Genomic DNA, 26,185 nt, shown 5'->3' with positions numbered 1-26,185 from the left:
ATGGCACTAATTCGAGAAAAGGATAGTAAAAGACTACACGTTAAAAGTAAATTAATGGGTGAATCCCTGGTCAGTAACAGTTTCCTTAGCAGTATTGAATATAAGGAACCTTTTCGAGTCTTTCCTGATGTTTCGGTATTAAAAGTAGGTGGGCAAAGCATCACCGATTTAGGTGCCCGAGCTATTAATCCAGTAATAAAAGAAATCATTGCTAATAGTGACCAACATAAAATGATAATCTCCACCGGCGGTGGTACCCGTTCACGTCATGTTTATGCTATTGCCCTGGAATTAGGCATGCCTACTGGTATTATTGCTAAATTAGGGCAGAGCGTTTCCGAACAAAATGCTTTAATTATAACTACCCTTTTAAGCCCCTATGGAGGTATTAAAGTAGGTGATGACGATATTCCTAAGATGGGAGCTTATTTTGCTCAGGGATGCATACCAGTAATTCATGGGATGCCTCCTTACGGCTACTGGGAACATTTACCCAAAGATGGTCGGCTGCCGGCTAACCGTACCGATGTAGGAGCCTATCTTCTGGCTGAGGTGATCGGAGCCCGCCAGTGCATATTTGTAAAGGATGTGGACGGGCTTTATACGGATAATCCCAAGAAAGTTCCAGAGGCTACCCTAATTCCTAAGGTCGGGGCTCAGGAACTGATCGATATGAATCTGGATGACCTGGCCGTGGAAAGAACAGTGGTAGAAATGCTGCTAAGTGCCCACAGCGTAACCCAGATTCAGATCATAAATGGACTAAAAGAGGGTAATATTACCCGGGCCTTAGAAGGTGACCATGTAGGCACCATCATTTATAAAGATGTTTAACTACACCAGAATAGGGGTCTCAATTGACAATTGAGACCCCTATTTTGCTAGGGGCGGTTTGGAGCGAAACATAAATATGGTTATGAAGTATGTCGCCGGGTTCCTTGTCTCGTGGATATTAAAGCTGTGTTTAGCGGTTACAGCAGTTGATAATACCATACAAGTAATAAAACTTAAGGATATTGCTTTTTTAGCAATATCCTTAAGTTTTTGGGCATACTAAAGTGAAATATTTATGAAGGAAGGTGATAAAATGACTAACAATAATGTTGTACCCAATAGATTGATAAACGAGAAATCGCCTTATTTGTTACAGCACGCTCATAACCCAGTAGATTGGTTTTCATGGAGCCAAGAAGCATTTGAAAAAGCAAAAGCTGAAGATAAGCCGATATTTCTTTCTATTGGGTATTCATAGTGTTGGTTATAGAAACCAACCTGTCATTGGTGCCATGAAATGGAAAGGGAATCCTTTGAAGATCAGGAAGTGGCCGGGTTATTAAATAGGGATTTTGTTGCTATTAAGGTTGATCGGGAAGAACGGCCTGATATTGACCATATTTATATGACGGTGTGCCAGGCTATGACTGGTCATGGGGGGTGGCCCCTTACGATTATCATGACCCCGGATAAAAAACCATTTTTTGCGGCTACTTATATTCCTAAAAAGAGTCGTTACGGTATGACCGGATTGATGGAGTTACTGCCGAAAATTGCTGGTTTATGGGCTAATGAAAGATCTCAGGTTTTACAGTCAGGTGATAAGGTGGCTAACTGGTTAAAAGCGGGTACTGATAAGCGGGCCCAGGGAGAGTTGAGCCGGGAAGTCTTTACCCAGGCTTACCAAACTTATCGGCAGTTATTTGACCAGGCAAACGGTGGTTTTGGATCTGCTCCCAAGTTTCCTACTCCCCATAACCTGTATTTTCTCCTGCGCTACTATTATATGACTGGAAAGGTGCAGGCTTTGGAGATGGTGGAAAAAACCCTGCAATCTATGTACCGGGGTGGTATCTATGATCACATCGGTTTTGGATTTGCCCGTTATTCTACTGATCAGCTATGGTTGGTCCCCCATTTTGAGAAGATGCTGTATGATAATGCCCTGCTGGTTATTGCTTATGCGGAAGCCTACCAGGTTACTGGTAATCCGCTGTATGCCCGGGTAGTTCGGGAGACCCTGGCTTATATATTGCGTGATATGACTGCAGCGGAAGGGGGATTTTATTCGGCTGAGGATGCTGACTCTGAGGGAGAAGAAGGCAAGTTTTATGTTTGGACAGTAGAAGAAATTATGGCGGTACTGGGAGAGGAAAGAGGGCGGAGGTTCTGCCAGGTTTACGGTATTAGCCGGGAGGGGAATTTTGAGGGGATAAACATTCCTAATTTAATTTATTATGATCTGAATGAACAAGAACGGCAGGAGCTGGAAGCCGAGCGGCAAAAACTGTTTACCGTACGAAAAAAACGAGTTCCGCCTTATAAAGATGATAAAATTTTGACAGCCTGGAATGGACTTATGATAGCAGCCCTGGCTATCGCTTTCAGGGTGCTGGGTGAGCGTGACTATCTCCAGGCAGCCCAGGGGGCTTTGGCTTTTATTATGCAGAAATTGCGCCGTGAAGATGGCAGGTTATTGGCCCGTTACCGGGATGGAGAAGCATTATACCCAGCCTATTCAGCGGATTATAGTTTTTTGATTTGGGGATTAATCGAGTTATATGAAGCCAGTTATGATGTTGGCTACCTAGAGCTGGCCCGGGAATTGGCCCAGGATCAACTGCTCTATTTTTGGGATGAAAGTCAGGGTGGGTTATTCTTTTACGGCCGGGATGCTGAACAATTATTGGCCCGACCTAAAGAAGCTTATGATGGAGCCATTCCTTCCGATAATTCTGTGGCAGCTTTAAATTTTGCACGTTTGGCCCGTTTAACTGGTGATGGCACCTGGGAGGAAAAGGCCCAGCGCCAGTTTAAAGTGTTTGCTGCCGGTATTGCTGAAGCAGCAGTAGGACATGCTTTTTTCCTGACAGCCTTCTGGTTTGCCCGGAGTGCTCCCCGGGAGGTGGTCATTGTTGGTGATCTGGAAGATAATCGTACCCGGGAGATGTTAACCGTTTTAAATACCCGTTTTTTACCTGATACAGTAATAGTACTTAATAATAAAAGTTCCGAATTAATGGCTACTGCACCCTATCTTAAAGATATGAAAATGCTGGACGGCCAACCTACCGCCTATCTGTGTGAAAACTTTGCCTGCCAGATACCGGCTAATTCGGCGGAGCAGCTTTTAGCCATGCTATAAGACTATTCCCTTACTGTACCTGCTTTACAGCGTAATAAAAGTTCTTAGCAGGCTTAGCCTGTAATCCCCGGAAGATTAAGATTCTAGTGGAGTCAAGTCAAGTCAAGTACCATTTCCGCTTGATTCTATCGGTGTAACTGGCGTTTATTCTGTGCATGCAATGCCGGAGATGAATAGTCGGGTTAGTTTACTTTGCGAAAGGAATCAGGTATAAAGGAAACAGATGCTTAATGCGATTTAAAAAAGAGCGAAGCTGTTATAGCTCCGCTCTTTTTATGGGGGATGATAAAGCTTATTTTCCTTTACTTCCAGTGGTGAAGGTAACCAATACTGTTTTACCCAGTTTTTCCCCATTTTTGGCAGTTAGACCTGCGGAAATACGTATGGTAAATTTAGTAAAAGAATCCAGGGTCACCTGGGGCTTTACGAAAATCTTTTGGCGTTGAGAAAAATCAACTGTATCTGGTATGCGGACAACTTTAATAGGAATTTTACGGTCACCGGCGAACATGGTTATCATGGTGCGATTCTTATCCCAGACAGAGTTATTAACCACATTTTTATCAAAAATCAGGGTGATGGTTTTTATAAAGGGGGATACCTTTTTTGATCTACTGGCAGGAATAGAACGTACAAATTTCAAGGGCTTTTGCCCTGGGATTAAATTATTTGGCAAAATGTACAACCTCCTAACGGCTCATTATTTTAATGCATAGTATGTAAACCGTTTACGTTGTGCTACTTGCTCATCTATTTATACCGACTAAAATTCAGCGAAATGGCTATAGGTTTCAAAAGCCTTCTATAAATATAAATCAATTCAGGAACCTTCCCCGCTTGAAATGCCGAATAAACAGGTCAAAAACCGTCCCGTTTTAAACTGCTGGGTAGGGCAGTTTTTTTTATGTACTGCATAAGTGATTCTGTTCACGGGAAGAATTGTCAATGTAGTCTAAATAATATATAATCCTAAATAGTAGTGATTCCTATTTAGGAGGGATTATTAATGCCTAATATAATTGATGAGCTGGTAGCCCGGGGTTATAAAGTAACCCCCCAGCGAAGAATTATTTTACAAGTTTTAGCTGAGAATGATCGTCATTTGACAGTGGAGGAAATAGACGAACAGGTGCAAAAAATCCAGCCAGGGATTTCGGTAGCTACTATTTACCGTAATCTAAACCTTTTGGCGGAAATTGAGCTGGTCAGCAGGTTGGATTTACATGATGGTCCAGTCAGGTACGAGCTTAATCGTGGTCATAATCATCACCTGGTCTGTTTGAATTGCGGCGCAACCATAAAAATAGGGGTGTGTCCTATGCAGGGAAAAGTACAACAGGTGATTCAAGAAAGTGGATTTAAGGTTGATACTCACCATTTTGAGATAACCGGCTATTGCCGGGCCTGTCAAAAAACTAGGGGAGATAAATAATGAAGGGAGACCCTGATTGAATGAAAAGGTTAATATCCACCGGTATACTTATCTGTTTAATGGTGTCATTGCTGGCAGGTTGTAGTACTGGCGAAAGAGTAAGTAGTGCAGGATCAGATGAACTGATACGGGTAGCGGTTAGTATTGTGCCCCAGGAATACCTGGTTAACCGTATTGGAGGGGAACGGGTGCAGGTGCAGGTTATGATACCTCCAGGATCTGATCCTCATACTTTTGAACCTAATCCCGGTCAGATAAAAAAACTGGCTGATACCGACATTTATTTTCGGGTCGGGACCCTTGATTTTGAAGAAGCCTGGATGGATCGTTTGGCCTCAGCTAACCAGGATATGCAGGTGGTTGATACTTCAGCTATGATTGACCTGGTTAATAATGATCCTCATGTGTGGTTATCACCGCGATTATTCAAGATACAGGCCCAGATAATATACCAGGCCCTTAGCCAATTGGATAAACCTAACCAGGCCTTTTACCAGCAAAACCTGCAAGGGTTGATCAGCGATCTGGACCGCCTGGATCAGGAAATTCGTGCTGATCTAAAGGATGTTAAAACCAGTTGTTTTCTGGTTTACCACCCAGCCTGGAGTTATTTTGCCGCCGAATATGGTCTGGAGGAAAAAGCAGTTGAGACTGAAGGTAAGGAACCTACTGCCCGGGAAATGGCGGATTTGATTAATTGGGCTAAAGAAGTAGGAATTAAGACAGTTTTTGCTTCACCCCAGCATAGTTCCAGAAGTGCAGAGGCATTAGCCCGGGAACTGGGGGGAGAAGTGGTCCTCCTAGATCCTTTAGCCGGTGATTATTTGCAGAATATGCAGCTAACTAGCAGTACTTTAAAAAGGGTATTAAACAGCCAGGGCCAATAGACTAAGAATATTTCGGTATGGGAAGGGGTAACAACAATATTGGAGATCATGAATAGACCGGTCATTGAAGTTAAAAACCTTTACCTGGCTTTTTCGGGACGGACGGTGCTGGAAAATATTAACTTGGATGTTTTCGCCGACGATTTTTTAGGAATTATAGGTCCCAATGGGGGGGGGAAAACTACCTTACTGCGCTGCCTGCTGGGATTGCTGGAGCCCCAGCAGGGAGAAATTCGAATTTACGGAAAGCCGGTTGCTCAAAGCCGCCGGCTGCTTGGGTATGTTCCCCAGTTCGCAGCTTTTGCACGTCAATTTCCTGTGAGTGTACGGGAGGTCGTACTTTTGGGCAGGTTAGGACAGCGTAAAGGACGCTGGTTTAGCCAAGCGGATCGGGAAGCTGCCCGGCGGGCTTTACAGCAGGTGGAAATGTATGAATTACGTCACCGGCAAATCGGGGATTTATCCGGAGGCGAAAAGCAAAGGGTTCTGGTAGCCAGGGCATTGGTTAATAATCCCCGTATATTATTTTTGGATGAACCTACTGCCAGCCTGGATAGCCGTTTTCAGGCAGGGTTTTATGAACTTTTAAGAGAGCTAAATCGCAATATGACTATAGTTTTAGTTTCCCATGATATTTCGGCTATTTCTACTTATGTTAGTGCTATAGCCTGCCTGAACCGTACCCTATATTATCAACATGATAAAGAGATAACCCCGAAGATGCTAGAACAAGCTTACCAGTGTCCGGTAGAATTAATTGCCCATGGGGTTCCTCACCGGGTGCTGCATCCTCATGATGGGGTGGTGGGATCATAATGCAGATTTTACAGTATGAATTTATGCGCAATGCTTTACTGGTAGGGTTGCTGGTAAGTATTGCCTGTGGTGTGGTGGGGACGTATGTGGTGGTGCGTCGGATTGCTTTTATCAGTGGTAGTATCTCCCATACTGCCTATGGTGGAGTTGGCCTGGGTTATTACCTAGGGATTAATCCCATGATAGGGGCGGCGCTTTTTACGACCGTTTCTGCTCTGGCTATGGGAGAGGTAAGCCTGCGCATGAAGGAAAGGGAAGACACGGTCATTGGTATGATGTGGGCTGTAGGAATGGCTTTAGGAGTAGTTTTTGTTAAACTCTCTGCTGGGTATGCTGCTGATTTAATGAGTTATCTGTTTGGGAGTATTCTGGCGGTTCCCCGGGAGGATTTACTCCTGATTTTGCTGTTGGATTTATTTATTGTTTTTTTAGTATTTCTATTTTATGACCAATTTAAATTAGTAGCTTTTGATGAGGAGTTTGCCAAGGTCAGTGGTTTATCAACACGTTTTTATAATTTATTGATGTATTTTATTATTGCCCTTACGGTGGTGGTCATGATTAGGGCGGTAGGGATAATTTTGGTAATTGCCCTGCTCACCATGCCTTCTGCTATTGCGGGGCAGTATACGCGCTCATTAGGTACTATGATGTGTTTATCAGTATTTTTAGGGATTATATTCACCACCGGGGGACTCTACCTTTCCTATTTGTTCGATCTTCCCTCTGGAGCCACGATCATACTGGTAGCCGGAGGCGGCTTTTTGATTTCTCTGGCCGGGCAGGGGCTAACTGCCCGGTTGACCAGATGGAAACCAACCGAGAGAATTGCCTCGGGTGATTTGTAAACGATATATGGTAAGGTGCCACCTCGAAAGGAGCTAGATGATTTTGTTCGTTGGGAACGTTATGGGGAACGTTATGAAGTAAATAGTTAGTTTTTGAAAAAGGCCGCCCGGCCTTTTTTTATTTCGGCCTAATTCTAGGCACCCTTTGACTAGTATTTGGTATGCCAGGGGTTGTGCCTACCGTAATTTCTTCTAAATTTTCCATCACTCGAAAAAATATTTTGTATATAACGCATTAGGTTTTTGATCCATAAAAAAGGTATGGTACCGGTGCTTATTTATTTTCTAAGGGATACTTAGAAGAAACCGGGGATAAATGTATCTTTAGCTATAAAATTGCCATAATACTGGTAGGAATGCTGGGGAGTGATTACTACGTCGGTAAGCATTTTTGATGTAATTGGTCCGGTTATGGTAGGACCGTCTAGTTCCCATACTGCAGGTGCAGCCCGGCTGGGAAATTTGGCCCGGGCCATTTGTGGTCAGGATTTTAAACGGGTAGAGTTTCATCTACATGGCTCTTTTGCCCGTACTTATAAGGGACATGGTACGGCCCGGGCACTCTTAGGAGGAATCCTGGGCTTAAGTCCTGATAATGAAGGGATAAGGGATTCATACCAGTGGGCGGTTAAACAGGGGATAGATTACGAATTTTTCAGTGTTGATCTTGGTGATGTTCATCCCAATACGGTAAAAATAATTGTGTTTACTGATGAAGGGGAAAAATGTGAGGTTATAGGCTCCTCGGTAGGAGGAGGGAATGTGTTGATAACTTCCATTAATGGCTTAGGGGTGGAGTTCACCGGCCGCTACCCTACTATAATTACCAGCCACTCCGACCAGCCGGGGATTGTTGCCCAGCTAACCTCACTATTATCTGATCATAAGATTAATATTGCTTTTTTAAAGGTTTTCCGCCAGTCGCGCGGTAGTGAGGCTTGTATGGTTATTGAAACTGACCAGCAGGTAGCCCGGGAAACGATGCAGGAATTATCGGGTATCCCCTTTATTAAAGGGATTATATCTATTGATTCACCAGGATAGTGAAAGGGATGGATCAAAATGTATCAATTTAATAGTGGTCAAGAATTGCTGGCCTTATGCAGGCAGCATGATTTAGGTATCTCTGATATCTTAATCAGGTCGGAGGAGGAAGAAACGGGCCGATCTGTCCAGGAAATTAAGAATGCGATGGCAGAGAACTATATAATAATGAAGGAATCTGTGGAAAAGGGTCTTGATCCTGATATTAAATCAGTGGGGGGACTAATCGGTGGAAATGCGGCCCGGCTTTATAAGCGTTTAAAGGGTTCGAATTTTTGCGGCCCAATGCTTATCAAAGCGGTCAGTTATGCGCTGGCAGTAACTGAGGTAAATGCTGCTATGGGAAGAATAGTGGCAGCACCAACTGCCGGGGCCAGCGGAATTGTTCCGGGTATAATTATTACACTGGCAGAAGAACAAAGTCTATCTGATCAACAGGCAGTTGATGCACTGTTCGTAGCTGGTGCGGTCGGTAAAATTATCGCTATTAATGCTACCTTGTCAGGGGCAGAGGGAGGCTGTCAGGCGGAAGTAGGTTCAGCTTCAGCTATGGCAGCTTCGGCGGCTGTTTTCCTAGGGGAGGGTACCCCCGAACAATGTCTGAACGGGGCGGCTATGGCGCTAAAGGGTTTGTTAGGATTAGTGTGTGATCCGGTAGCTGGATTGGTAGAGGTGCCGTGTTCAAAAAGAAATGCTACTGGTACTGCTAATGCATTAATATGTGCTGAATTGGCTTTGGCAGGAGTAAACAGTTTTTTACCTTTTGATGAGGTGGTTGGGGCCATGTATAGGGTGGGCCGGTTATTGTCTCCTGATCTGCGGGAAACGGCTGGAGGAGGTTGTGCCCTGACTCCTACTGCTGTAGAGTTTTCCAGGAATATCTTGGGGGCGGTTGAATAGTGTGTAAAAGGAATCAATTTCCCGGTAAAAAGGAGCTTATTTGTGGCCCTTTATGGGCACTATAAGCTCATAATGAGAATGGGGGGGTTTATAAAGTTGCGTAAAAGTCTATGGTTTCTTTTTTTTATAATAGGTGTATTCCTCTGCTGTTTATGTCAGGAAACCTATGCCGAATCGGATAATCAGATAATTCGCATAGATCAAACTGACTATCCGGTTTTATATTATAGCAGTCCCTGTATTGAAGGTGAGGCGGTATGGATGCTACAGGCCCGTTTAAAAGAACTGGGTTATGATATAACACCGGATGGAAGTTTTAACCTGCAGACGGCCAAAGCGGTACGCTTATTTCAGATAGCCCATGGCCTAAAAGATACCGGAATGGTTACCAGACCAGTTTGGAAGGAGCTCTGGCAGGCTGAAGAAGGAGCACCCTGTATAACTGAAACTCAGGAAAATAAGCCGCCCCAGGTATTAATTGTCATTGATGTAGCCACTCGAAAACTAAGTGTTTATGAAAACGATAATCTTACTGTTACCTATCCGGTGGCAGTGGGCAAAAGTAAAACTCCGACACCATTAGGTGAATGGAAAATAGTTCATAAATCTCTTAACTGGGGTAATGGATTCGGAACACGGTGGATGGGTTTAAACGTTCCCTGGGGAATTTATGGGATTCATGGGACTGACAAACCTTATTCAATTGGTACTTATGCCTCACATGGTTGTATAAGGATGTTTAACCGGGATGTGGAAAAGCTTTATCCTACTATTCCCATGTTTACTACGGTGAAAATCGTAAATAAAGGGAGGATTTTCCCGGATGAGTTTAAGCCGGTTAAGATGAAAAAAGGTTCTTCCGGCCAAAATGTAGTCTATGTGCAGAGTCGGCTGAAAGAGTTGGGGTATATATTTGATCAGGCTGATGGGCGTTATGGTAGTATGACTGAATTTGCCGTAAAATATTTTCAGGCCTGGAATGTGCTCCCCGTTAATGGAGAAATGAATGAAGAAACCTACCGGGCCCTGGGGATGATTAAATAATGTAGTGCGATTGTAAAAACAGCTTTGATTATGAAATGTTGGAGTTTAAGGGGATTAATCCTGCTCCAATACCATTCTCAATGTTGTTAATATGTTCCAGCATTTTTTTCCGGGCCAGGGATGGATTACGGTTGAGGATAGCTTCATAAATGGCTTCGTGTTCCTGAAGAATCTGGATACTTTTTTCCGGCTGGGAATAGAGTTTTTCCCGATCACGCCGAAAAGTATTATGCATTAAATCTGCTACCGTATTCATCATTCTTAGTAAGATGGTGTTTTGGGTCGATTCAGCTATAGTAAAGTGAAATTTCAGATCGTATTCAACCGCTAGTGGGATGGTTTCGGCGGCTTTCATCATTTCCAGGCTTATTTTAATCTGCTCTAATTGTTCATTACTGGCTCGCTGGGCTGATAGTGCTGCACATTCAGTTTCAATAACCCGGCGAACCTCCATTAACTGGGCGGCCGGATTACGTTCTACTGCTAGCACCAAGGCCAGGGGCTCAAAGGTTTCCGCAATATTAGTCTGCCGAACAAAGGTGCCTTCACCTGGTCGTATATCTAAAATGCCAATTGCCTCCAGAGCAGTTAGGGCTTCCCGTACTGAAGCCCGGCTGACTCCCAGGGATTCTGACATTTCCCGTTCGGATGGAAGCTTATCTCCTGGTTTAAGATCTCCCCGGCTCATCATACCTTTTAACTGTTCAACGATTTCCTCATAGATTTTTTTAGTCTTTATAGGTTGAAAACTCAATAAAACACCTGCTTTCATTGCCAATAAGAAAGGGAATATCAAATTCCTTATTTTATTGTACCGTATCCATAAGGAGGGTGCAAAATAAGGAGTGGTATTCCCTTAACATAAGCTAAGTATCAAAACCTTAAATTAACGCATCTTTTAAGCGGTTTGCTCTTGCTCCTGTAATTTATTCATATATTTCATCCCCGCCTGGATAGCAGCCAGGTTAAGGGGCATTTTATCCGTGTAACGTCCTTTAAAGGTTTGCACCAGGTAATTGCTGATTTGGCTTTTATCAATAAGGTCGACTGCCTGTAATAGAGCCCCTAGCATAACCATATTTGCGCCGCGAGGTAGACCGGCTTCATCAGCCAGCTCCTGTGCCGGAATAAGGTAAGAGTCAATATCCTTTCGTTCCGGCTGGCGGTGCACTAGAGATTCATTAATCAGCATTAGACCACCTGATTTAACCTGGGGTTCGAATTTATCCAGGGAGGGGTGGTTCATGGCTACCACTATTTGTGGGTGGGCGACCACCGGTGAACTGATATAATTATCCGAAATAGTTACCGTGCAATTAGCAGTTCCTCCCCGCATCTCAGCTCCATAGGAGGGAACATAAGAAACTTTTTTCTTCTCATTCATACCTGCATGAGCCAGGAATAATCCCATAGATAAGACTCCCTGCCCTCCAAAACCAGCCAGCATTATTTCCTTTTTCATTTTAAATAGCCTCCTTAACCAGGGTCTTTATTTTGCCGGGTTCCGGGTGGATTTTAATTCACCTAATGGGTAAACCGGCACCATTTTTTCCTCTACAAATTTTAAGGCTGCCAGGGGGCTTAAGCCCCAGTTGGTGGGACAGGCAGATAACACCTCTACCATACTGAAACCCAACCCATCCAGTTGGGTTTCGAAGGCCCGGCGAATAGCCTTTTTGGTGCGGGTTACCTGAGCGGGACTAAAAACGGCGGTACGGGCAATATAAGCAGATCCATCCAGAGTAGCCAGCATTTCAGCTACTTTAAAAGGATAACCAGCCTGTTCGCGGGTGCGTCCCAGTGGTGTAGTGGTAGTTTTTTGCCCCATTAAGGTGGTAGGGGCCATTTGGCCGCCTGTCATACCATAAAGGGTGTTATTTACGAAAATAACCGTTATATTTTCACCGCGTACAGCGGAATGAACCATTTCTGTGGTACCAATAGCAGCCAAATCCCCATCACCCTGGTAAGTAAAAACCAGACGGTCGGGGTGAACCCTTTTAACACCAGTAGCTACTGCTGGTGCCCGCCCGTGGGAAGGACCAATTCCATCAATATTAAAATATTCATATGAAAAGACTCCACAACCTACGGAACCTACACCAATGGTTTTCTTTTGCAGGCCCATTTCCTGGACAACTTCAGCACATAGTCGGTGTATAATTCCGTGATTACATCCCGGGCAGAAGTGCCAAGGTTTATCAGTTAAGGTTTGTGGACGGGTGTATCCTTTAGCCATATTAGAGCACCTCCCCTGCCCGGCGGGCTATAAATTCATAGATTTCATCCGGGGTTGGAACTAATCCGATACGGTTAAAAAGCTCAACCGGTTTGTCGCCCAGGGCCAGCTGAACATCCTCAATCATTTGCCCCATGCTGATTTCAGCCGTTATAACCAATTTGGTTTTAGCAGCTGCCTCTCTCAAAGCCTGGTAAGGGAAAGGCCATAGGGTAACTGGTCGGAACAACCCGGCCTTAATGCCCTGTTCACGGGCCATTTCTACTGCCGCCCGGGCTACCCGGCTTACTATACCATAAGCGACTACTAATATATCGGCATCCTCAGTAAACAGGCTGGTATATCTTGGTTCAGTTTGTTCGATTAGTTTATATTTCTCAAAAAGCCGTTTAACATGCTGTTCCAGATCATCAGCCGGTAGATAAAGGGTATGAATGATATTAGGTTTATCTCTGTCCATCATTCCGGTTGTAGCCCAGGGACGCTCAACCAGGGAGGAGGAAGTTTCTGGTAGTACGACTGGTTCCATCATCTGGCCCATCATCCCGTCTCCAAAAAGTACTACTGGGGTACGGTATTTTTCAGCCAGGTCAAAGGCTAAAATAGTATGATCTATGAGTTCCTGAACTGATGAAGGAGCCAGGACTATTAGTTTATAATCACCATGGCCTCCACCTTTTACTGATTGAAAGTAATCAGCTTGCGAGGGGTGTATGCCGCCAAGACCAGGGGATCCCCGCATAACATTGACAATCACTGCGGGAAGTTCTGCAGAAGCGATATAAGATATACCTTCCTGCATTAATGAGATACCCGGACTGGAAGAGGCAGTCATAACTCTTGCTCCAGCCGCAGCTGCACCGAAAACCATATTAATAGCTGATACTTAACTTTCAGCCTGCACATAGGCCCCGCCTTCCTCAGGAAGTCGACGGGCCAAGTATTCCAAAACTTCAGTCTGGGGAGTAATGGGGTAGCCGAAAAAATAGCGACAATTGGCGCGAATAGCTGCTTCACCAACTGCTTCATTACCTTTCATCAAAATAAGATCGCTCACCGTCAAGCCTCCTTTACTTCTATAATAGCTTCGGGACACATCATGGCACAGATAGCGCATCCAGTGCATTTATCTATAGATTCCATGACAACAAACTGGTAGCCCAGATTATTCATGGTATCCCCTAGGGTCAGGATTTTTTTAGGACAAAATTCAACGCAAAAACCGCATCCTTTACAACGCTCTTCACGAAAGATGACTCTGGGCATTATACCTGGATTCCTCCTTAATAGATGTACTACAACACAGGGGTAGGAGTAAGTAGAACAAATATAGTTTATTGCTTTCCGGTGGAAAGATTTTCTGCCGGTAAAGTAATTTATACAGTAAGTAGGTGGCTTAACTTTCAGAAGGCTAGGTGTCCTGGTGGTCAGACCACCCCTGTAAATTATGTCTATTTTACATCATTTAATTTATTCCTGCCAGTTGATTTTTTATTGGTAAGACCATAGTAGTAGGCATTCTGTTTATATGATAAGGTAAAATGAGTGCTGCCTAAAAATTATTGCTCCATATTCTATGTTATATAAGGATGGCTTAAAAGTATGGATCGGCAACAAAAACGGAGATACTACTGGTTAGGTAAGATGCCATGGCTAGCGATGGTTTTTCTGGTATTGATAGTAGCCGGACTACTGGTTGGTCAATGGCTGCAGATCAGTTATTGTTCAGTTACTTTAAAACGTCTTCCGGCCAGGATGGATGGGTTAAGAATTGTTCATATGAGTGATTTTCATAGTGCCTGTTTTGGGGAAGACAATCTGAAACTGGTGGAGGCTGTAAAAGGGCAAAGCCCTGATTTGATTGTAATAACTGGTGATCTGGTTGATCGTATGCCTCGTGATGAAGAAAAAGCCGTATATTTAGTTAGCAGGTTAAGGAAGCTGGCCCCTGTTTTTTTCGTAACCGGTAATCATGAGTATTACAGTAGTCATGTCCCGGAGCTCACAGCCGCCCTGGAGAAGATTGGCGTAACTGTGCTGCATAACCAGGCGGTTAGCTTTGAACACCAGGGAGCGAAAATTAATATAGCAGGTGTGGCTGACCCCTTTACCGGTCATGACGACCTGGTAAAGGCTCTGGAGGAAACGGATGAAGGTTGTACATTACTTTTATCCCATTCCCCGGAGATATTTGAGGAGGCAGTTGTGGCACAGGTAGATATGTTGTTGGCTGGTCATTACCATGCCGGTCAAATACGATTCCCGCCGCTACCAGCTTTATATGCCCCTGGTGCAGGACTATTACCTGAATATGACTATGGGCTTTACCGTCAGGATAGTACTTATATGTACCTAACCCGGGGGTTGGGGGCTACCGGTTTATTAAGATTCCGCTTTTTTAACCGACCGGAGGTGGCAGTGATTACCTGCCGGGCAGTTCAATAGGACAAATCCTGGTTATGGGACGAAAAATGAGGTGATGGGAAATGACTATTACCACAGAAAGCATAAGAGAATATATACAAGAACATAAGTTAGCTGAGCTGCGAGATTATTTTGCCCGTGTACCTGTGCCAGATATAGCTGAGTTTATTCTAAATTTGGAAAAACCGGAAAGAATGGTCCTATTCCGGTTACTTCCCCGCACTGTTTCTTCTGAGGTATTTGCCTACCTTAAAACCGAGGATCGTAATGATTTGCTCAAAGATCTTACTGATGAAGAGACTCGTAATCTGCTCACCAACCTCAGACCTGATGACCGTACCGTTTTGTTTGAGGAACTTCCTGGACAGGCTACCCAGAAACTGATTAACCTGCTTACGCCGGAGGAGTTAAAACAGGTGCGTATGCTGTTGGGGTATCCTGAGGAAAGTGTGGGGCGTTTAATGACGCCGGATTATGTGGCGGTACGTCCCTATTGGACGGTGGCTCAGGCCTTAGATCATATACGGATAAAAGGACGGAATAGTGAAACCCTTAATATGGTATACATTACTGATCAACATTGGAAATTGTTAGATACCTTGGAATTACCGCGTCTCATCCTGGCCAATCCGCAACAATTGATAGAAGAATTGATGAATAACACCTTTGTCAGCTTATCTGCTTTTGAGGACCGGGAGGAGGCCGTACATTTGATGCTAAAATATGATATGTTTGCCCTTCCGGTAGTGGATTCAGAAGGTGTTTTGCTAGGGGTAGTTACCTTTGATGATGTAATGGATGTGGCGGAATTAGAAGCTACCGAAGACTTCCACAAAGGAGCTGGAGTAACTCCTTTGAAAACCAGCTATCAGGAAACTGGGGTCTGGGAATTGTATCGCAAAAGGATATGGTGGTTGTTAGGATTAGTACTGGTTAATATAGTTTCATTGGAATTAATAGCCGCTTATCAGGAAATGCTGGCTTCGGTAATTGCTTTGACTTTCTTTATACCCCTGTTGACCGGCAGTGGGGGTAATGCTGGTGCTCAATCGGCGACCCTTATGGTCAGGGCATTATCTATAGGAGATGTTGATACCCGTCACTGGTATAGGATCCTAGGCAGGGAAATGGCGGTAGGTGCATCACTGGGACTAACTATGGGGGTAGCGGCGATGATTCTGGGGTTTGTTCGTTCTGGAATGCAAATTGCTTTAATTGTAGGCTTGACAATGATAGCCGTAGTGATAACTGCTAATCTTATCGGAGTTTTATTTCCGCTGCTCCTTACCCGCTTAAACCTGGATCCGGCAGTTGCCAGTAATCCCTTAATTACTTCCATCACTGATGCGACAGGAATTTTCATCTATTTCGCTATTTCTACCTGGATTTTATCCCTGACCACCTAGGGGCGGTGCTGTAGGTGCCACAAGTCATAATAAAGGTTTGGTTAAATTATGGCGGGGGCAAACCAATTATCTATTTTTAGGGCAGGATGGAATCTGGTCCTAAGCCTGGCCGACTTAAAGGATCGTTTTAGGGCACCTTCCTGCCTTCGGTCACCCGGTACCTGTTCTGGTGAAAGTATCCCTTTACGCCTGGCCAGGGGGAACGTCAAAACCAAGGTCATTAATCTCGTCAATAATCCCGTTAAGGCTTACCTGTTTTTCATCAAAATCAACTTCAACATAGCCTTTATTATAGTGAGCAGTGACCTGGTTAACGCCTGTCATTTGGCCGACGGCCTGTTCGATACTAGCTTGGCAGTGTTGACAGCTCATTCCCTGTACAATAATTTTTTTTACCATTCTTTATCCCATCCTTTCCTTATAGTTCAGTATGATTCTACTGTAACGTAGTTATACTTATGTTAGAAAGCCTGACATCCTGGAGTTAATATGCTATCACTATAGTTCAGTTATACTGATAAACTGATAATATGATACCGGTAGCCCCACACCGGCAGTTGGACCTGCCTGTTTACTATACATATTTTATAAAATTATAGATCCCTGGCAGGGAAAACCAATAGTCAGGTTTATAAAGAAAATTACTGGTCTGACAAGGAAAAATATATATTATAACGAATATATAGTATAATATATCCATTTTTAGTGCAATTTCAACCTAGCACGGTTAGCGGAGGAGGGTACGTTATGGCAGAAGAGATTCAACTAGTTGTTTTTACGATTAGACAGGGCGAGGTAGTTTGTGAATACGGGGTACCGATTACCCAGGTTCAGGAGATTATTACTATGGTTAACCCTACTAAACTCCCTCAGGCCCCGGATTTCGTTGAAGGCATTATAAATCTTCGCGGAAAAATTATTCCCATTATAGATTTAAAGAAGAGATTTAACATGGGGCAATCACAAGTAACAGATGATACCCGTAGTGTAGTCGTGGAAGTAGAAGGACAGACCGTAGGCATTATTGTCGATGAAGTAAGCGAGGTTCTTCGCCTGCCGGTAAGTAGTATAGAGCCGCCTCCCGCAGTTGTAGGGGGCATTAATGCTGAATATCTAACCGGGGTTGGAAAATTAGACGACCGCCTGCTAATTCTTCTGGATATGGATAAAATACTTAGTGAAGGAGAAAAAGCGGAGTTGGCTGGTGTTGCACATAAGTAATAGATAGGCCATCACCCTGAAATCTTTCTGGTTTCAGGGTTTTTATTTTAGTTGTTATGATTCCACAGGTTATATGGTCTAAGTTTGAATATATAAATATTCTAGGTGTATTCTCTATATGGAAAAACTAACTGCTTGTTGTGCGGCTTCAGAGGTACCGGGCTGATTCATTTCCACTTTTAGCCGGCTTATTGGTGAACGAAAGTGAACATCACTTGTACCTGCAGGGGTATTCACATATGTGAAATTATAGGTTTTGGCAGGAATCAATTATAAATAACCGGGAGAAGAACGAAGGTGTATAGAAGGTGTACATAGGTATAGATATTATTGATATTGACCGGGTTAAACTGGCTGTGGAGAGAACTCCCCGGTTTTTAAATAGAGTGTATACTCCGGGTGAGGTGACTTACTGCTATGGCAAGAAAAATCCTTACCCTTCTTTAGCAGCCCGGTTTGCTGCCAAAGAGGCAGTAAGAAAGTTACATCCGGTTTTTGCAAAAGGTATTCGTTTCCAGGATGTAGAGGTCTTTATACATCCGGATGGCCGGCCCCAGATTTTACTGCACGGGGAGGCTAAGCGTCAGGCTCAATTAGAAGGGTTTAAAGACCTGTCCCTAAGTCTTTCTCACTCCCGAAATCAGGCCATAGCAGCTATAATTGCGATAAAGAGGTGATAAAATGAAATTGGTTAATGCTGCTCAAATGCGGGCGATTGATCAGCAAACCATTAATGATTACGGTATTCCTGGTATAGTTTTAATGGAGAATGCTGGTATAAGCGTAGTGGATGTCATTGCCGAGGTTTTAGAAGGTTTATCAGGTAAGACCGTCGTAATACTGGCAGGCAAAGGTAATAATGGAGGGGACGGATTTGTTGTAGCCCGCCATTTAATTAATGCTGGTGCTCAGGTCTATACTTTTTTCTTAGGCAAAGAGGAAGATCTTACGGTTGATGCGGGTTTAAATTATAAAGTACTGGTTAATATGCAGGCTTCTATTTATCCATTACAGGAAGAGGCCGACCTGGATGGCTTGACCGTGACTTTACTAACTTGTGATATGGTTGTAGATGCCATTTACGGAGTAGGCTTTAAAGGCAGTCTTAACGAATTTGATTCTCAGGTAGCGGCTATGGTTAATTGGTGCCAGGCACCTGTAGTAGCAGTTGATATTCCTTCCGGTGTTGAGGCAGATACCGGCAGGGTTTATAAGGAAGCTATTCGTGCTAATTACACAGTTACTATGGGATTGCCCAAAATTGGTTTGGTTTTGGAACCTGGTAAGTTATATACGGGTACATTAAGTGTTGCTGACATATCTATACCCAGGTCCCTGCTGGAAAGCCCGGGCTTAAATACAAACCTAATTACCCATGATATAATTAGACCATTATTAGTCCCACGTTCCCCTGAATCCCATAAAGGAACTTATGGGCATGTCCTGGTTATTGGGGGGTCTTTAGGATTAACAGGAGCGGTATTTATGGCTTCTTATGCGGCACTTCGCAGTGGGGCAGGGTTAGTTACGGCTGCTTTACCGGAATCAGTACAACCGGTAGTCGAAGCGGGATTGATAGAGGTAATGACGACTCCACTGGCGGAAACTAGTCAGGGTGCCATTGCCCTGGAAGCCTTACCGGCTCTGGAGAATCTGCTGGGGACCGCTTCCGTTTGCGCCATAGGTCCTGGTATGTCTCGTTATGGGGAAGCAAAGGCAGTAGTACGATTTGTACTGGAAAAATCAGGTATACCTGTAGTCATTGATGCGGATGGATTAAATGCCTTGCAGGATGATATTTCAGTTCTTAAAGACCGGCAGGTGCCGGTGATTCTTACGCCTCATCCTGGAGAAATGGCCCGGCTTTGTGGTAAAAGCATAGAGGAAGTTCAGGATAACCGGATCCAAATAGCTGCTGACTTTGCCACAACCTGGGGAATAACCCTGGTTCTTAAAGGGAATAAGACGGTAATAGCTACCCCAGGAGGTGAGTTATACATAAACATTTCCGGTAATCCAGGTATGGCTACTGCTGGAAGTGGTGATGTATTATGTGGCATTATAACCGGGTTAATTGCCCAGGGGCTTAAACCGGTTTGGGCTGCTGTAGCTGGGGTTTACCTGCATGGCCTGGCTGGAGATTATGCTGCTGAAGCTAAAGGGCAGCGCGGTTTAATTGCCGGTGATCTTATTCAATTTTTACCGGAAGCCCTGCTGAGTTTCGAAAAAAACAACCTCAGTACATAAATTTAGTATGGATTTGAAGCTTTAGGAGCGTTACCCTTAAAAGGAGTCCTGGGGAAATAGACTGGATGAAGAAGAGATTTTAGTTTTTTATACTGATGTAAGAAAGAGGGTGGATACTATGTTAGCCAGGGATATTATGACCCGGGAGGTTATAGCGGTCCATCCGGATGACCGGGTGGAAGAGGTAGCTAAACTGCTTGTTGACAATAAGATCAGTGGGATTCCCGTAATAGATGAAGATAGACATATCGTGGGAATCATAACCGAAAAGGATTTAATGATTAAGGCTAGTGAACTGAGGGTACCCTTTTATGTTACTTTATTTGACAGTATTATATTTCTTGAAAACCCCATACGATTTAATAACAACCTGAAGAAGTATGCTGCTTCTAAGGTTAAAGATGCTATGACCAAAAAAGTGCTGGTGGTAGAAGAAGATAGGCCGGTTACTGATATAGTAGATATTATGCAAAGCAAACGGATTAACCGGGTACCGGTAGCTCGCAATGGTAAACTGGTGGGAATAATAACCCGTAATGATATATTAAAATCGCTGGTAAAAAGAAATGGATAATAGTAGACCAACCTGGGCAGAAATAGATTTAGCAGCACTTCGTCATAATATGGGCAGTATAAAAGAGGCAGCTAAAAAGGCTAAGGTCATGGCAGTAGTTAAAGCCAATGCGTATGGTCATGGTGTTGAGGAGGTTACCCGGGTATGCCTGGAAGAGGGGGCTGACTTCCTAGGAGTTGCTACTCTGGATGAAGCTATGTTTATAAGGGAGAAGGGCATACAGGTGCCTATCCTGGTACTAGGATATATCCCGGAAAAATATGCCCGTGATATTGTTTATCATGATATACGCCCGGCAGTTTTTAATTTCCATATGGCCCAGGCATTGTCCAGAGCAGCAAAAGAGTTATCCCGGCCTGCCTATGTGCATATTAAAGTGGATACAGGTATGGGGAGGCTAGGTTTTATTCCCGAAAAAGAGGCGGGGGATGAAATTGAGGCTATTCATCAGCTTCCCGGGATAAAGATGGAAGGGGTTTTTACCCATTTCGCAGTTGCTGACCAGGTGGATAAAAGTTTTACGTTAGAACAATTGGCTAAGTTTGAAGCATTATGTGCAGATTTAGAAAAAAAAGGGATAGTTATACCGCTGAAGCATGCGGCCAATAGTGCAGCATTAATGGAATTGCCTGAAACGCATTTGAATATGGTTAGGGCAGGTATTGTACTTTATGGTTTATACCCCTCTGCCGAGGTTGACCAGAATCAGCTGGATATTATTCCGGTCATGAGGCTTAAAAGCCGGATTGCTTATCTAAAATGGCTGCCGGCGGGTTACACCATAAGTTATGGTCGGACTTTTTGCTGTGATAAGTCTACTCATACGGCTACTGTGCCTATTGGTTATGCTGACGGTTATAACCGCCGGCTATCCAATCAGGTTTCCGCTATGGTACGGGGGATCCGGGTGCCCCTTTTAGGAACAGTATGTATGGATCAGTGTATGTTTGATGTAAGCAAGGTAAAGGGAGTTAAGGAAGGGGATGAAATCCTTCTTTTTGGACGACCTGAAGATGGTGTTAGTGCTGATGATTTAGCCAGGATAATGGAAACCATAAATTATGAAGTAGTATGTGCGGTTAGTGCGCGGGTACCCAGAATCTACATAGATAAGCCCCGGGATTAAACGGGGATGTAATTATTGGATTTGCGAGTGCCGGGGCTTATTAATATAATAGAAATATCGGGTAGATACTTCTATTATATTCTGGAGGTGCTCGCTTTGCCAGCCTCAAAACGCATAATTATCACAGTTCCCGAGAATCTCCTATCTGAAGTAGATGATGTTACGGTTCTGGAAAGAAAGAATCGTAGTGAAATAGTTAGGGAAGCCATTAGGTTTTACTTGCGGGAGAGAAAAAAAGCCTTGCGGAAGGAACAAATGAAAAAAGGCTATCTGGAAATGGCCGAAATTAATCTGCGCTATGCTCATGAAAATAACGGAGTGGAGGAAGAAGCTCTATCTAACTGCATAGAAAAATTGCTGGAGTGATTATATATATGATAAAAAGAGGTGAAATATATTTTGCCCAGCTTAATCCGGTAGTCGGATCGGAACAGGGCGGGATAAGACCAGTTTTAGTGGTGCAAAATGACATTGGTAATCAATATAGCCCCACCACTATTATTCTGGCAATAACCTCTCAAATTAATAAAGCTAAATTACCCACTCATGTTGAGTTGAAGGCCAAATCTTACGGACTAGAAAGAGACTCGGTAATCCTGGCTGAGCAAATTCGTACCATAGATAAAACCAGGTTGAAACAGCGTATTGCCGTTCTCAATGAAGATACTATGGTTAAAGTAGATCAGGCCCTGGAGGTAAGTCTAGGGCTTAGTGAGGGGTAAAGTACATATCTGGTAATATAAAACTAATGAGTCGGAGAACAGGTTCTGCTAAAGAACCTGTTCTTTGTATTTAAGAGACATGTTACTGAGTTGATGGTCTAATGGGCAGGGAGATAACCTGAAAACAAGTACGTAACAATAACGGGGTGCTAGGAAGCTGCCGGGGAAGGTGTCTTAAGTAAAACTGTTGCTAATCGTTGCAGGAAAACCTCCCGGCCTAAAGTCTCCCCATAGAGAGAATAGGAGGGTTTTGATGAAACCAGTTATTGGGATAACCAGCCATTATACGGCTGAGGAAAACAGTTACTGGCTGCGGGATTACTATATTACAGCAGTTTGGGAGGCCGGAGGGGTACCGGTTATTATTCCGCCTCTTAAATCAGGGGAGTCCATAGAACTATACCTATCAGTATGTCATGGTTTTATACTATCCGGGGGAGGTGATCTGGATCCGGTTTACTGGGGTGAGTTACCTGGAAAGGGTTTAGGAAATATCAATCCTTTACGGGATAGTTTCGAGCTATTACTGGCTAGTCAGGTCATAGAAAAGGATCGGCCGGTTCTAGGAATTTGTCGGGGGTGTCAGGTGCTGAATGTGGCTGCTGGTGGTAGTCTTATTCAGGACATCGAATCATCTATGAGCCACCAGCAAAATGCTCCTCGTGACTATCCTTTTCATGCTATAGTGGTAGAGAAGGAAAGCAGGCTTAAATATATATTAAATACTCGTTGGTTAAGGGTTAATAGTTTCCACCACCAAGCAGTAAAACACCCCGGCAGAGGACTTAAAGTGAGTGCTCGGGCTGCGGATGGAATAGTAGAAGCCATTGAAGGGATTGACCATACTATGGTAGTGGGGGTACAGTGGCATCCTGAGTGTATGCATGATGAATATGCCCGGCGGCTTTTTCAGAAGCTGGTGGAAGCAGCTGGTGCTGATGTCCGGCGGGAAGATAATGGCAAGGAAACAGTTTAACCCTACTAATCCTTCGATCATAAACTAAAGGTGGGAGCAGCAATGATAGCAGTAAAAGGTGGTACTATACACACTTTGGATAATCAGGGTACTATTACCGGCAAAACTATATTTATTGATAAGGGGCGTATTGTTAGTATCAATGATAACCAGACTATTCCAGATAATTATCAGGTTATAAATGCAGTTAGTCAACATATTTTTCCAGGTTTCATTGATGCTCATACCCATTTGGGACTGGAAGAAGAGATAAATCCAGTGGAGGGGGACGACTTAAATGAATTTACTGACCCAGTTACTCCACAATTGCGCGCTTTGGATGGAGTGAATTTATTTGACCCTGGGTTTACAGATGCTTTACGGGGCGGAGTAACCCGGGTAATGAGTATGCCAGGTAGTGCTAATATTATAGGTGGTCAGGCGGTTTTTTTGAAGACCTGGGCTGAACATGAGACCAATATGGTTTACCGGCCTTCCTGGGGGCTTAAGGCTGCCCTGGGGGAGAATCCCAAGCGGGTTTATGCAGAACAGAAGAAGACTCCGGTTACCAGAATGGCTAATGCCAGCTTGTTGCGGGAAGCGCTCTATAAAGCAGGCCGGACTATGGGGAAAACTATTGATCCGGCTGAAGAATATAAGCAAGAACCTATATTCCGGGTTTTACGCCGGGAAATGCCATTGTTAGTCCATGCCCACCGGGCGGATGACATTCTTACTGCCATAAGGATTAAAGATGAGTTTAATATTGAGTTAATTATTCAACATGGAACAGAAGCATTTAAGGTTGCTGATGAGCTGGTCAGAAAAAACATACCAGTTTTTTTAGGTCCGCTTCTAGTAAACCGGGCCAAGGTCGAAATGAAAGAAGTATCTTTAAAAAATGCCCGCCGCCTGGCCGAGAGAGGTGTTCAGTTCAGTTTTATAACTGATCACCCGGTCATTCCTATAGAACATATCCGGGTAATGGCTGCACTGGCGGTTAGAGAAGGGTTAGATGAGGAGGTGGCCTTACAGGCCCTGACTACCAGGCCGGCATCTGCCTTACACGTTGATCATGAAATAGGTTCAATAAAACCGGGGAACCGGGCTGATATAGTTGCTTTCGACGGACACCCATTTGAATTCCGGTCCCAGGTACAATGGGCAATGGTCGACGGTTGTATATGGAGAGGTGAAATCGATAAAGGTGAATAAAGGGGACTTTTTTACAGTTTATATGGATGGAGTAATGATGACCGTATGTGTGCTGGGTTTTTACAATGAAGAGTATACCGGTGAAGAGATGGTCATTCTAGCTGTGGTGAATCAGGAAAATATGGTGCATGTCCCTCTGGATGACCTGGAAATTTTATTACCTCGTTTTAAATACATGAATTAAGCCGTTAAAGTGACGGCTTTTTTTTTGCCATTATTTACTTCAAGGACTTATCCTTTCCTGATCGAATTTAAATGGGTAAATACAATAAAAAGAGGTGATGTATTTGGGCAGAAAAAGTATTGTTTTGCTGTTGTTCACTGTACTTGTGTTAGGTTCCTTTACATATTCGGCTGCCGGTAGTTCTGACATAAACATAAGAATAAACGGAAACCTTCGCCATCCTGATCCCCCGGCCCATATTAAGGATAATCGTACCATGGTTCCGGTACGGTTCGTAGTTGAGGATGAGGAATTGAATGGGAAGGTTTATTGGGATCAGAACCAAAAAAAGGTAGCTATGGATTGCCGGGGAAAATATTTGGAGTTTTTCCTGGGTAAAACTGAGGCTAAAATGGATGGTCAATCTTTCTACATGGATACTGCACCTTATATATACCGGGACCGGACCTTTATACCTTTAAGGTTTCTGGCCGAGGCCCTAGGTGCTACAGTGGCTTGGAAGAATACGCCTGCGGAAGTAGATATACGATTTGATCAGCCTCAGTCCCGGGTATTCGCTTACTATTACTATACTCCCGAGGATGAAATGCAACGGAATGTCCATCTGTTAACAGATATAGCCTTCCGTTGGTTTGCGGCTACTCCTAAGGGTGAACTTTATTACGAATACCAGGCGGATTACCAGAAGACTCTGCAATGGGCCCGCCAAAAAGGGATTAAAACCCATGCTAGTGTAGTTTTGATGGGACAAGACGTACTACATGAATTACTAAGCAGTTCCGATAATCGTAATCGTATGGTTAATAATCTGGTAACAGCTATGTACCGGGATAACTATGATGGCATCAATATTGATTTTGAATTAATGGCTCCTGCCGATGCGGCGAATTTTACTACTTTTTTGCGTGAGCTTAAACAATCCATGGGCCAGGATAAGGAACTTACTGTAGCGGTTTTTGCCCGTACCGGTAATGAAAAATGGGCTACCCCTTATGAATACGATAAAATAGGGCAAATTGCTGATGCAGTAGTAGTTATGGCTTATGACTACCATTATAGTACCAGTAAACCGGGACCGGTAGCACCTTTATGGTGGGTTGAGCAGGTGGGTAGTTTTATGGCCCGGCATATCCCAGCCCAAAAAGTTCTACTGGGGATGGCTACTTATGGTTATGATTGGCCAACCGGAACTAGAGCAACCGCAGTCACAGCTAGTAAGTTAGCAGCTCTAAAACAAAAATACCAAGTTGAGCAGCATTTTGATGATAAAAGTATGAGTCCTTACTATACGTACCGGGATAGTAATAATAACTATCACGAAATATGGCTGGAAAATGAACGCAGTCTGAGCGAGAAGTGGAAAGTAGTTTCCCGTTACCAGTTGGGGGGTATATCTTTTTGGAGAATCGGCAATGGTTTTGAGGACTTGTACCGGGTAATTGAAAAGAACCAGTAGTATTTGGATTCTATACCCTGGAAGGGATATTTATCGACTATTCGAAAAACCCTTTCCGGGGTATTTGTTTTTTATAGGCGGGTATTTTCCTTGTAATGGTTTATAAATCGAAATAATGGAAATGTTGAGATATAATAAAACTTGGATTTAAGGTAAATAGCTATCCGCCATAAAGGTAGTTTGAGTTGAATAACCAGTCTAGCTGGAGTGAAGGGACTATTATAATTTACCCAAAGTAGGTGCCGGGATTAACCGCGGTTGTAATAGGGGAATTTTATTTACCGAGGATTAGGATGCATTGGGAGG

General features: G+C 43.8%; 27 protein-coding genes and 2 pseudogenes. 22 read left to right on the top strand and 7 right to left on the bottom strand.

Annotated elements, in window-relative coordinates; genetic code table 11:
- The gene (locus ACZ5Q0_RS03445; RefSeq protein WP_446819370.1) at positions 1–834 is read left to right on the top strand and encodes an amino acid kinase family protein; all 834 of its coding nucleotides are present in this window, start codon (positions 1–3) and stop codon (positions 832–834) included.
- Positions 835–1,087: 253 nt separating this feature from the next.
- A pseudogene (locus ACZ5Q0_RS03440) lies at positions 1,088–3,139 on the top strand (thioredoxin domain-containing protein).
- A 292-nt stretch (positions 3,140–3,431) separates the two neighbouring features.
- Here the strand turns inward: ACZ5Q0_RS03440 and ACZ5Q0_RS03435 are convergent.
- Complete coding sequence (locus tag ACZ5Q0_RS03435; RefSeq protein ID WP_446819371.1) at positions 3,432–3,815, bottom strand: Ig-like domain-containing domain; 384 nt, start codon at positions 3,813–3,815, stop codon at positions 3,432–3,434.
- A 330-nt stretch (positions 3,816–4,145) separates the two neighbouring features.
- On the opposite strand from ACZ5Q0_RS03435, the gene ACZ5Q0_RS03430 reads away from it, so the two are divergent.
- The 7 genes from ACZ5Q0_RS03430 to ACZ5Q0_RS03400 all read left to right on the top strand — a co-directional run bounded on the left by ACZ5Q0_RS03430 (position 4,146) and on the right by ACZ5Q0_RS03400 (position 10,110).
- Positions 4,146–4,571 carry a Fur family transcriptional regulator gene (locus ACZ5Q0_RS03430; protein WP_446819372.1) on the top strand — a complete coding sequence of 142 codons (426 nt, stop codon included), beginning with the start codon at positions 4,146–4,148 and terminating at the stop codon, positions 4,569–4,571.
- Between the two features lie 20 nt (positions 4,572–4,591).
- Positions 4,592–5,458 carry a metal ABC transporter solute-binding protein, Zn/Mn family gene (locus ACZ5Q0_RS03425; protein WP_446819373.1) on the top strand — a complete coding sequence of 289 codons (867 nt, stop codon included), beginning with the start codon at positions 4,592–4,594 and terminating at the stop codon, positions 5,456–5,458.
- A 48-nt stretch (positions 5,459–5,506) separates the two neighbouring features.
- A complete protein-coding gene (locus ACZ5Q0_RS03420; protein WP_446820716.1) occupies positions 5,507–6,274 on the top strand; it encodes a metal ABC transporter ATP-binding protein in 768 nt (255 codons plus the stop codon).
- A complete protein-coding gene (locus ACZ5Q0_RS03415) occupies positions 6,274–7,122 on the top strand; it encodes a metal ABC transporter permease (RefSeq protein WP_446819375.1) in 849 nt (282 codons plus the stop codon). Before ACZ5Q0_RS03420 ends, ACZ5Q0_RS03415 begins: the two co-directional genes overlap by 1 nt.
- Positions 7,123–7,533: 411 nt before the next feature.
- Complete coding sequence (gene sdaAB, locus ACZ5Q0_RS03410; protein WP_464827283.1) at positions 7,534–8,166, top strand: L-serine ammonia-lyase, iron-sulfur-dependent subunit beta; 633 nt, start codon at positions 7,534–7,536, stop codon at positions 8,164–8,166.
- 18 nt (positions 8,167–8,184) lie between these two features.
- The gene (gene sdaAA, locus ACZ5Q0_RS03405) at positions 8,185–9,066 is read left to right on the top strand and encodes an L-serine ammonia-lyase, iron-sulfur-dependent, subunit alpha (protein WP_446819377.1); all 882 of its coding nucleotides are present in this window, start codon (positions 8,185–8,187) and stop codon (positions 9,064–9,066) included.
- 96 nt (positions 9,067–9,162) lie between these two features.
- A complete protein-coding gene (locus tag ACZ5Q0_RS03400; protein WP_446819379.1) occupies positions 9,163–10,110 on the top strand; it encodes a L,D-transpeptidase family protein in 948 nt (315 codons plus the stop codon).
- Positions 10,111–10,138: 28 nt separating this feature from the next.
- Here the strand turns inward: ACZ5Q0_RS03400 and ACZ5Q0_RS03395 are convergent, their stop codons facing one another.
- The 5 genes and pseudogenes from ACZ5Q0_RS03395 to ACZ5Q0_RS03375 all read right to left on the bottom strand — a co-directional run bounded on the left by ACZ5Q0_RS03395 (position 10,139) and on the right by ACZ5Q0_RS03375 (position 13,615).
- Positions 10,139–10,864: a FadR/GntR family transcriptional regulator gene (locus ACZ5Q0_RS03395; protein ID WP_446819380.1), complete on the bottom strand. Its 726-nt coding sequence runs from the start codon at positions 10,862–10,864 to the stop codon at positions 10,139–10,141.
- A gap of 144 nt (positions 10,865–11,008) precedes the next feature.
- Entirely contained in the window at positions 11,009–11,572 is a 564-nt protein-coding gene (locus tag ACZ5Q0_RS03390; RefSeq protein ID WP_446819381.1) for a 2-oxoacid:acceptor oxidoreductase family protein, read from the bottom strand.
- Positions 11,573–11,599: 27 nt separating this feature from the next.
- A complete protein-coding gene (locus tag ACZ5Q0_RS03385) occupies positions 11,600–12,349 on the bottom strand; it encodes a thiamine pyrophosphate-dependent enzyme (protein WP_446819382.1) in 750 nt (249 codons plus the stop codon).
- A gap of 1 nt (position 12,350) precedes the next feature.
- Positions 12,351–13,388 (bottom strand): annotated as a pseudogene (locus ACZ5Q0_RS03380) (3-methyl-2-oxobutanoate dehydrogenase subunit VorB).
- A gap of 20 nt (positions 13,389–13,408) precedes the next feature.
- Entirely contained in the window at positions 13,409–13,615 is a 207-nt protein-coding gene (locus ACZ5Q0_RS03375) for a 4Fe-4S dicluster domain-containing protein (protein ID WP_446819384.1), read from the bottom strand.
- A gap of 336 nt (positions 13,616–13,951) precedes the next feature.
- On the opposite strand from ACZ5Q0_RS03375, the gene ACZ5Q0_RS03370 reads away from it, so the two are divergent.
- Together ACZ5Q0_RS03370 and mgtE are read left to right on the top strand one after the other, a co-directional pair.
- The gene (locus ACZ5Q0_RS03370; RefSeq protein ID WP_446819385.1) at positions 13,952–14,794 is read left to right on the top strand and encodes a metallophosphoesterase; all 843 of its coding nucleotides are present in this window, start codon (positions 13,952–13,954) and stop codon (positions 14,792–14,794) included.
- A gap of 41 nt (positions 14,795–14,835) precedes the next feature.
- Complete coding sequence (mgtE, locus tag ACZ5Q0_RS03365) at positions 14,836–16,179, top strand: magnesium transporter (protein ID WP_446819386.1); 1,344 nt, start codon at positions 14,836–14,838, stop codon at positions 16,177–16,179.
- 183 nt (positions 16,180–16,362) lie between these two features.
- Here the strand turns inward: mgtE and ACZ5Q0_RS03360 are convergent, their stop codons facing one another.
- Positions 16,363–16,578, bottom strand: a complete 216-nt coding sequence (locus ACZ5Q0_RS03360; protein WP_446819387.1) for a copper ion binding protein — start codon at positions 16,576–16,578, stop codon at positions 16,363–16,365.
- 348 nt (positions 16,579–16,926) lie between these two features.
- Here ACZ5Q0_RS03360 and ACZ5Q0_RS03355 point away from each other — a divergent pair, with 348 nt between their 5' ends.
- From ACZ5Q0_RS03355 to ACZ5Q0_RS03305, 11 genes are all read left to right on the top strand, one after another.
- Entirely contained in the window at positions 16,927–17,400 is a 474-nt protein-coding gene (locus ACZ5Q0_RS03355) for a chemotaxis protein CheW (RefSeq protein WP_446819388.1), read from the top strand.
- Between the two features lie 308 nt (positions 17,401–17,708).
- Complete coding sequence (gene acpS, locus ACZ5Q0_RS03350; protein ID WP_446819389.1) at positions 17,709–18,077, top strand: holo-ACP synthase; 369 nt, start codon at positions 17,709–17,711, stop codon at positions 18,075–18,077.
- 4 nt (positions 18,078–18,081) lie between these two features.
- Positions 18,082–19,647, top strand: coding sequence for an NAD(P)H-hydrate dehydratase (locus tag ACZ5Q0_RS03345; RefSeq protein ID WP_446819390.1), 1,566 nt, complete (start codon positions 18,082–18,084; stop codon positions 19,645–19,647).
- A gap of 118 nt (positions 19,648–19,765) precedes the next feature.
- The gene (locus ACZ5Q0_RS03340; RefSeq protein ID WP_446819391.1) at positions 19,766–20,221 is read left to right on the top strand and encodes a CBS domain-containing protein; all 456 of its coding nucleotides are present in this window, start codon (positions 19,766–19,768) and stop codon (positions 20,219–20,221) included.
- 49 nt (positions 20,222–20,270) lie between these two features.
- Positions 20,271–21,347 (top strand): alanine racemase, encoded by a 1,077-nt coding sequence (gene alr / locus ACZ5Q0_RS03335; RefSeq protein WP_464827240.1) that lies wholly within the window; start codon positions 20,271–20,273, stop codon positions 21,345–21,347.
- 96 nt (positions 21,348–21,443) lie between these two features.
- Positions 21,444–21,713: a CopG family ribbon-helix-helix protein gene (locus ACZ5Q0_RS03330; RefSeq protein ID WP_446819393.1), complete on the top strand. Its 270-nt coding sequence runs from the start codon at positions 21,444–21,446 to the stop codon at positions 21,711–21,713.
- 8 nt (positions 21,714–21,721) lie between these two features.
- The gene (locus tag ACZ5Q0_RS03325) at positions 21,722–22,069 is read left to right on the top strand and encodes a type II toxin-antitoxin system PemK/MazF family toxin (RefSeq protein WP_446819394.1); all 348 of its coding nucleotides are present in this window, start codon (positions 21,722–21,724) and stop codon (positions 22,067–22,069) included.
- Positions 22,070–22,322: 253 nt separating this feature from the next.
- Positions 22,323–23,045 carry a gamma-glutamyl-gamma-aminobutyrate hydrolase family protein gene (locus ACZ5Q0_RS03320; RefSeq protein ID WP_446819395.1) on the top strand — a complete coding sequence of 241 codons (723 nt, stop codon included), beginning with the start codon at positions 22,323–22,325 and terminating at the stop codon, positions 23,043–23,045.
- A 42-nt stretch (positions 23,046–23,087) separates the two neighbouring features.
- Complete coding sequence (locus ACZ5Q0_RS03315; RefSeq protein WP_446819396.1) at positions 23,088–24,239, top strand: amidohydrolase; 1,152 nt, start codon at positions 23,088–23,090, stop codon at positions 24,237–24,239.
- Entirely contained in the window at positions 24,232–24,423 is a 192-nt protein-coding gene (locus ACZ5Q0_RS03310; RefSeq protein ID WP_446819398.1) for a hypothetical protein, read from the top strand. The genes ACZ5Q0_RS03315 and ACZ5Q0_RS03310 overlap by 8 nt, the downstream gene beginning before the upstream one ends.
- A 103-nt stretch (positions 24,424–24,526) precedes the next feature.
- On the top strand, positions 24,527–25,879 hold the full coding sequence (locus ACZ5Q0_RS03305; RefSeq protein WP_446819399.1) for a glycosyl hydrolase family 18 protein: 1,353 nt from the start codon (positions 24,527–24,529) through the stop codon (positions 25,877–25,879).
- Positions 25,880–26,185: the final 306 nt, after the last annotated feature.

Source organism: Syntrophomonas erecta subsp. sporosyntropha, assembly GCF_055395365.1.
Note: the sequence above shows the minus strand (reverse complement) of the source record. Positions and strands in the feature narration are given on the sequence as shown.

What these genes read in the sequence shown, in the direction of transcription:
- ACZ5Q0_RS03375 (WP_446819384.1), bottom strand. Translation starts at nt 13,615, where the DNA reads ATGCCCAGAGTCATCTTTCGTGAAGAGCGTTGTAAAGGATGCGGTTTT.
- sdaAB (WP_464827283.1), top strand. Translation starts at nt 7,534, where the DNA reads ATGGTAGGACCGTCTAGTTCCCATACTGCAGGTGCAGCCCGGCTGGGA.
- ACZ5Q0_RS03320 (WP_446819395.1), top strand. Translation starts at nt 22,323, where the DNA reads ATGAAACCAGTTATTGGGATAACCAGCCATTATACGGCTGAGGAAAAC.
- ACZ5Q0_RS03340 (WP_446819391.1), top strand. Translation starts at nt 19,766, where the DNA reads ATGTTAGCCAGGGATATTATGACCCGGGAGGTTATAGCGGTCCATCCG.
- sdaAA (WP_446819377.1), top strand. Translation starts at nt 8,185, where the DNA reads ATGTATCAATTTAATAGTGGTCAAGAATTGCTGGCCTTATGCAGGCAG.
- ACZ5Q0_RS03370 (WP_446819385.1), top strand. Translation starts at nt 13,952, where the DNA reads ATGGATCGGCAACAAAAACGGAGATACTACTGGTTAGGTAAGATGCCA.
- ACZ5Q0_RS03345 (WP_446819390.1), top strand. Translation starts at nt 18,082, where the DNA reads ATGAAATTGGTTAATGCTGCTCAAATGCGGGCGATTGATCAGCAAACC.
- ACZ5Q0_RS03445 (WP_446819370.1), top strand. Translation starts at nt 1, where the DNA reads ATGGCACTAATTCGAGAAAAGGATAGTAAAAGACTACACGTTAAAAGT.
- ACZ5Q0_RS03355 (WP_446819388.1), top strand. Translation starts at nt 16,927, where the DNA reads ATGGCAGAAGAGATTCAACTAGTTGTTTTTACGATTAGACAGGGCGAG.
- ACZ5Q0_RS03415 (WP_446819375.1), top strand. Translation starts at nt 6,274, where the DNA reads ATGCAGATTTTACAGTATGAATTTATGCGCAATGCTTTACTGGTAGGG.
- ACZ5Q0_RS03315 (WP_446819396.1), top strand. Translation starts at nt 23,088, where the DNA reads ATGATAGCAGTAAAAGGTGGTACTATACACACTTTGGATAATCAGGGT.
- ACZ5Q0_RS03325 (WP_446819394.1), top strand. Translation starts at nt 21,722, where the DNA reads ATGATAAAAAGAGGTGAAATATATTTTGCCCAGCTTAATCCGGTAGTC.
- ACZ5Q0_RS03360 (WP_446819387.1), bottom strand. Translation starts at nt 16,578, where the DNA reads ATGGTAAAAAAAATTATTGTACAGGGAATGAGCTGTCAACACTGCCAA.
- mgtE (WP_446819386.1), top strand. Translation starts at nt 14,836, where the DNA reads ATGACTATTACCACAGAAAGCATAAGAGAATATATACAAGAACATAAG.
- ACZ5Q0_RS03420 (WP_446820716.1), top strand. Translation starts at nt 5,507, where the DNA reads ATGAATAGACCGGTCATTGAAGTTAAAAACCTTTACCTGGCTTTTTCG.
- ACZ5Q0_RS03425 (WP_446819373.1), top strand. Translation starts at nt 4,592, where the DNA reads ATGAAAAGGTTAATATCCACCGGTATACTTATCTGTTTAATGGTGTCA.
- ACZ5Q0_RS03385 (WP_446819382.1), bottom strand. Translation starts at nt 12,349, where the DNA reads ATGGCTAAAGGATACACCCGTCCACAAACCTTAACTGATAAACCTTGG.
- alr (WP_464827240.1), top strand. Translation starts at nt 20,271, where the DNA reads ATGGGCAGTATAAAAGAGGCAGCTAAAAAGGCTAAGGTCATGGCAGTA.
- ACZ5Q0_RS03390 (WP_446819381.1), bottom strand. Translation starts at nt 11,572, where the DNA reads ATGAAAAAGGAAATAATGCTGGCTGGTTTTGGAGGGCAGGGAGTCTTA.
- ACZ5Q0_RS03430 (WP_446819372.1), top strand. Translation starts at nt 4,146, where the DNA reads ATGCCTAATATAATTGATGAGCTGGTAGCCCGGGGTTATAAAGTAACC.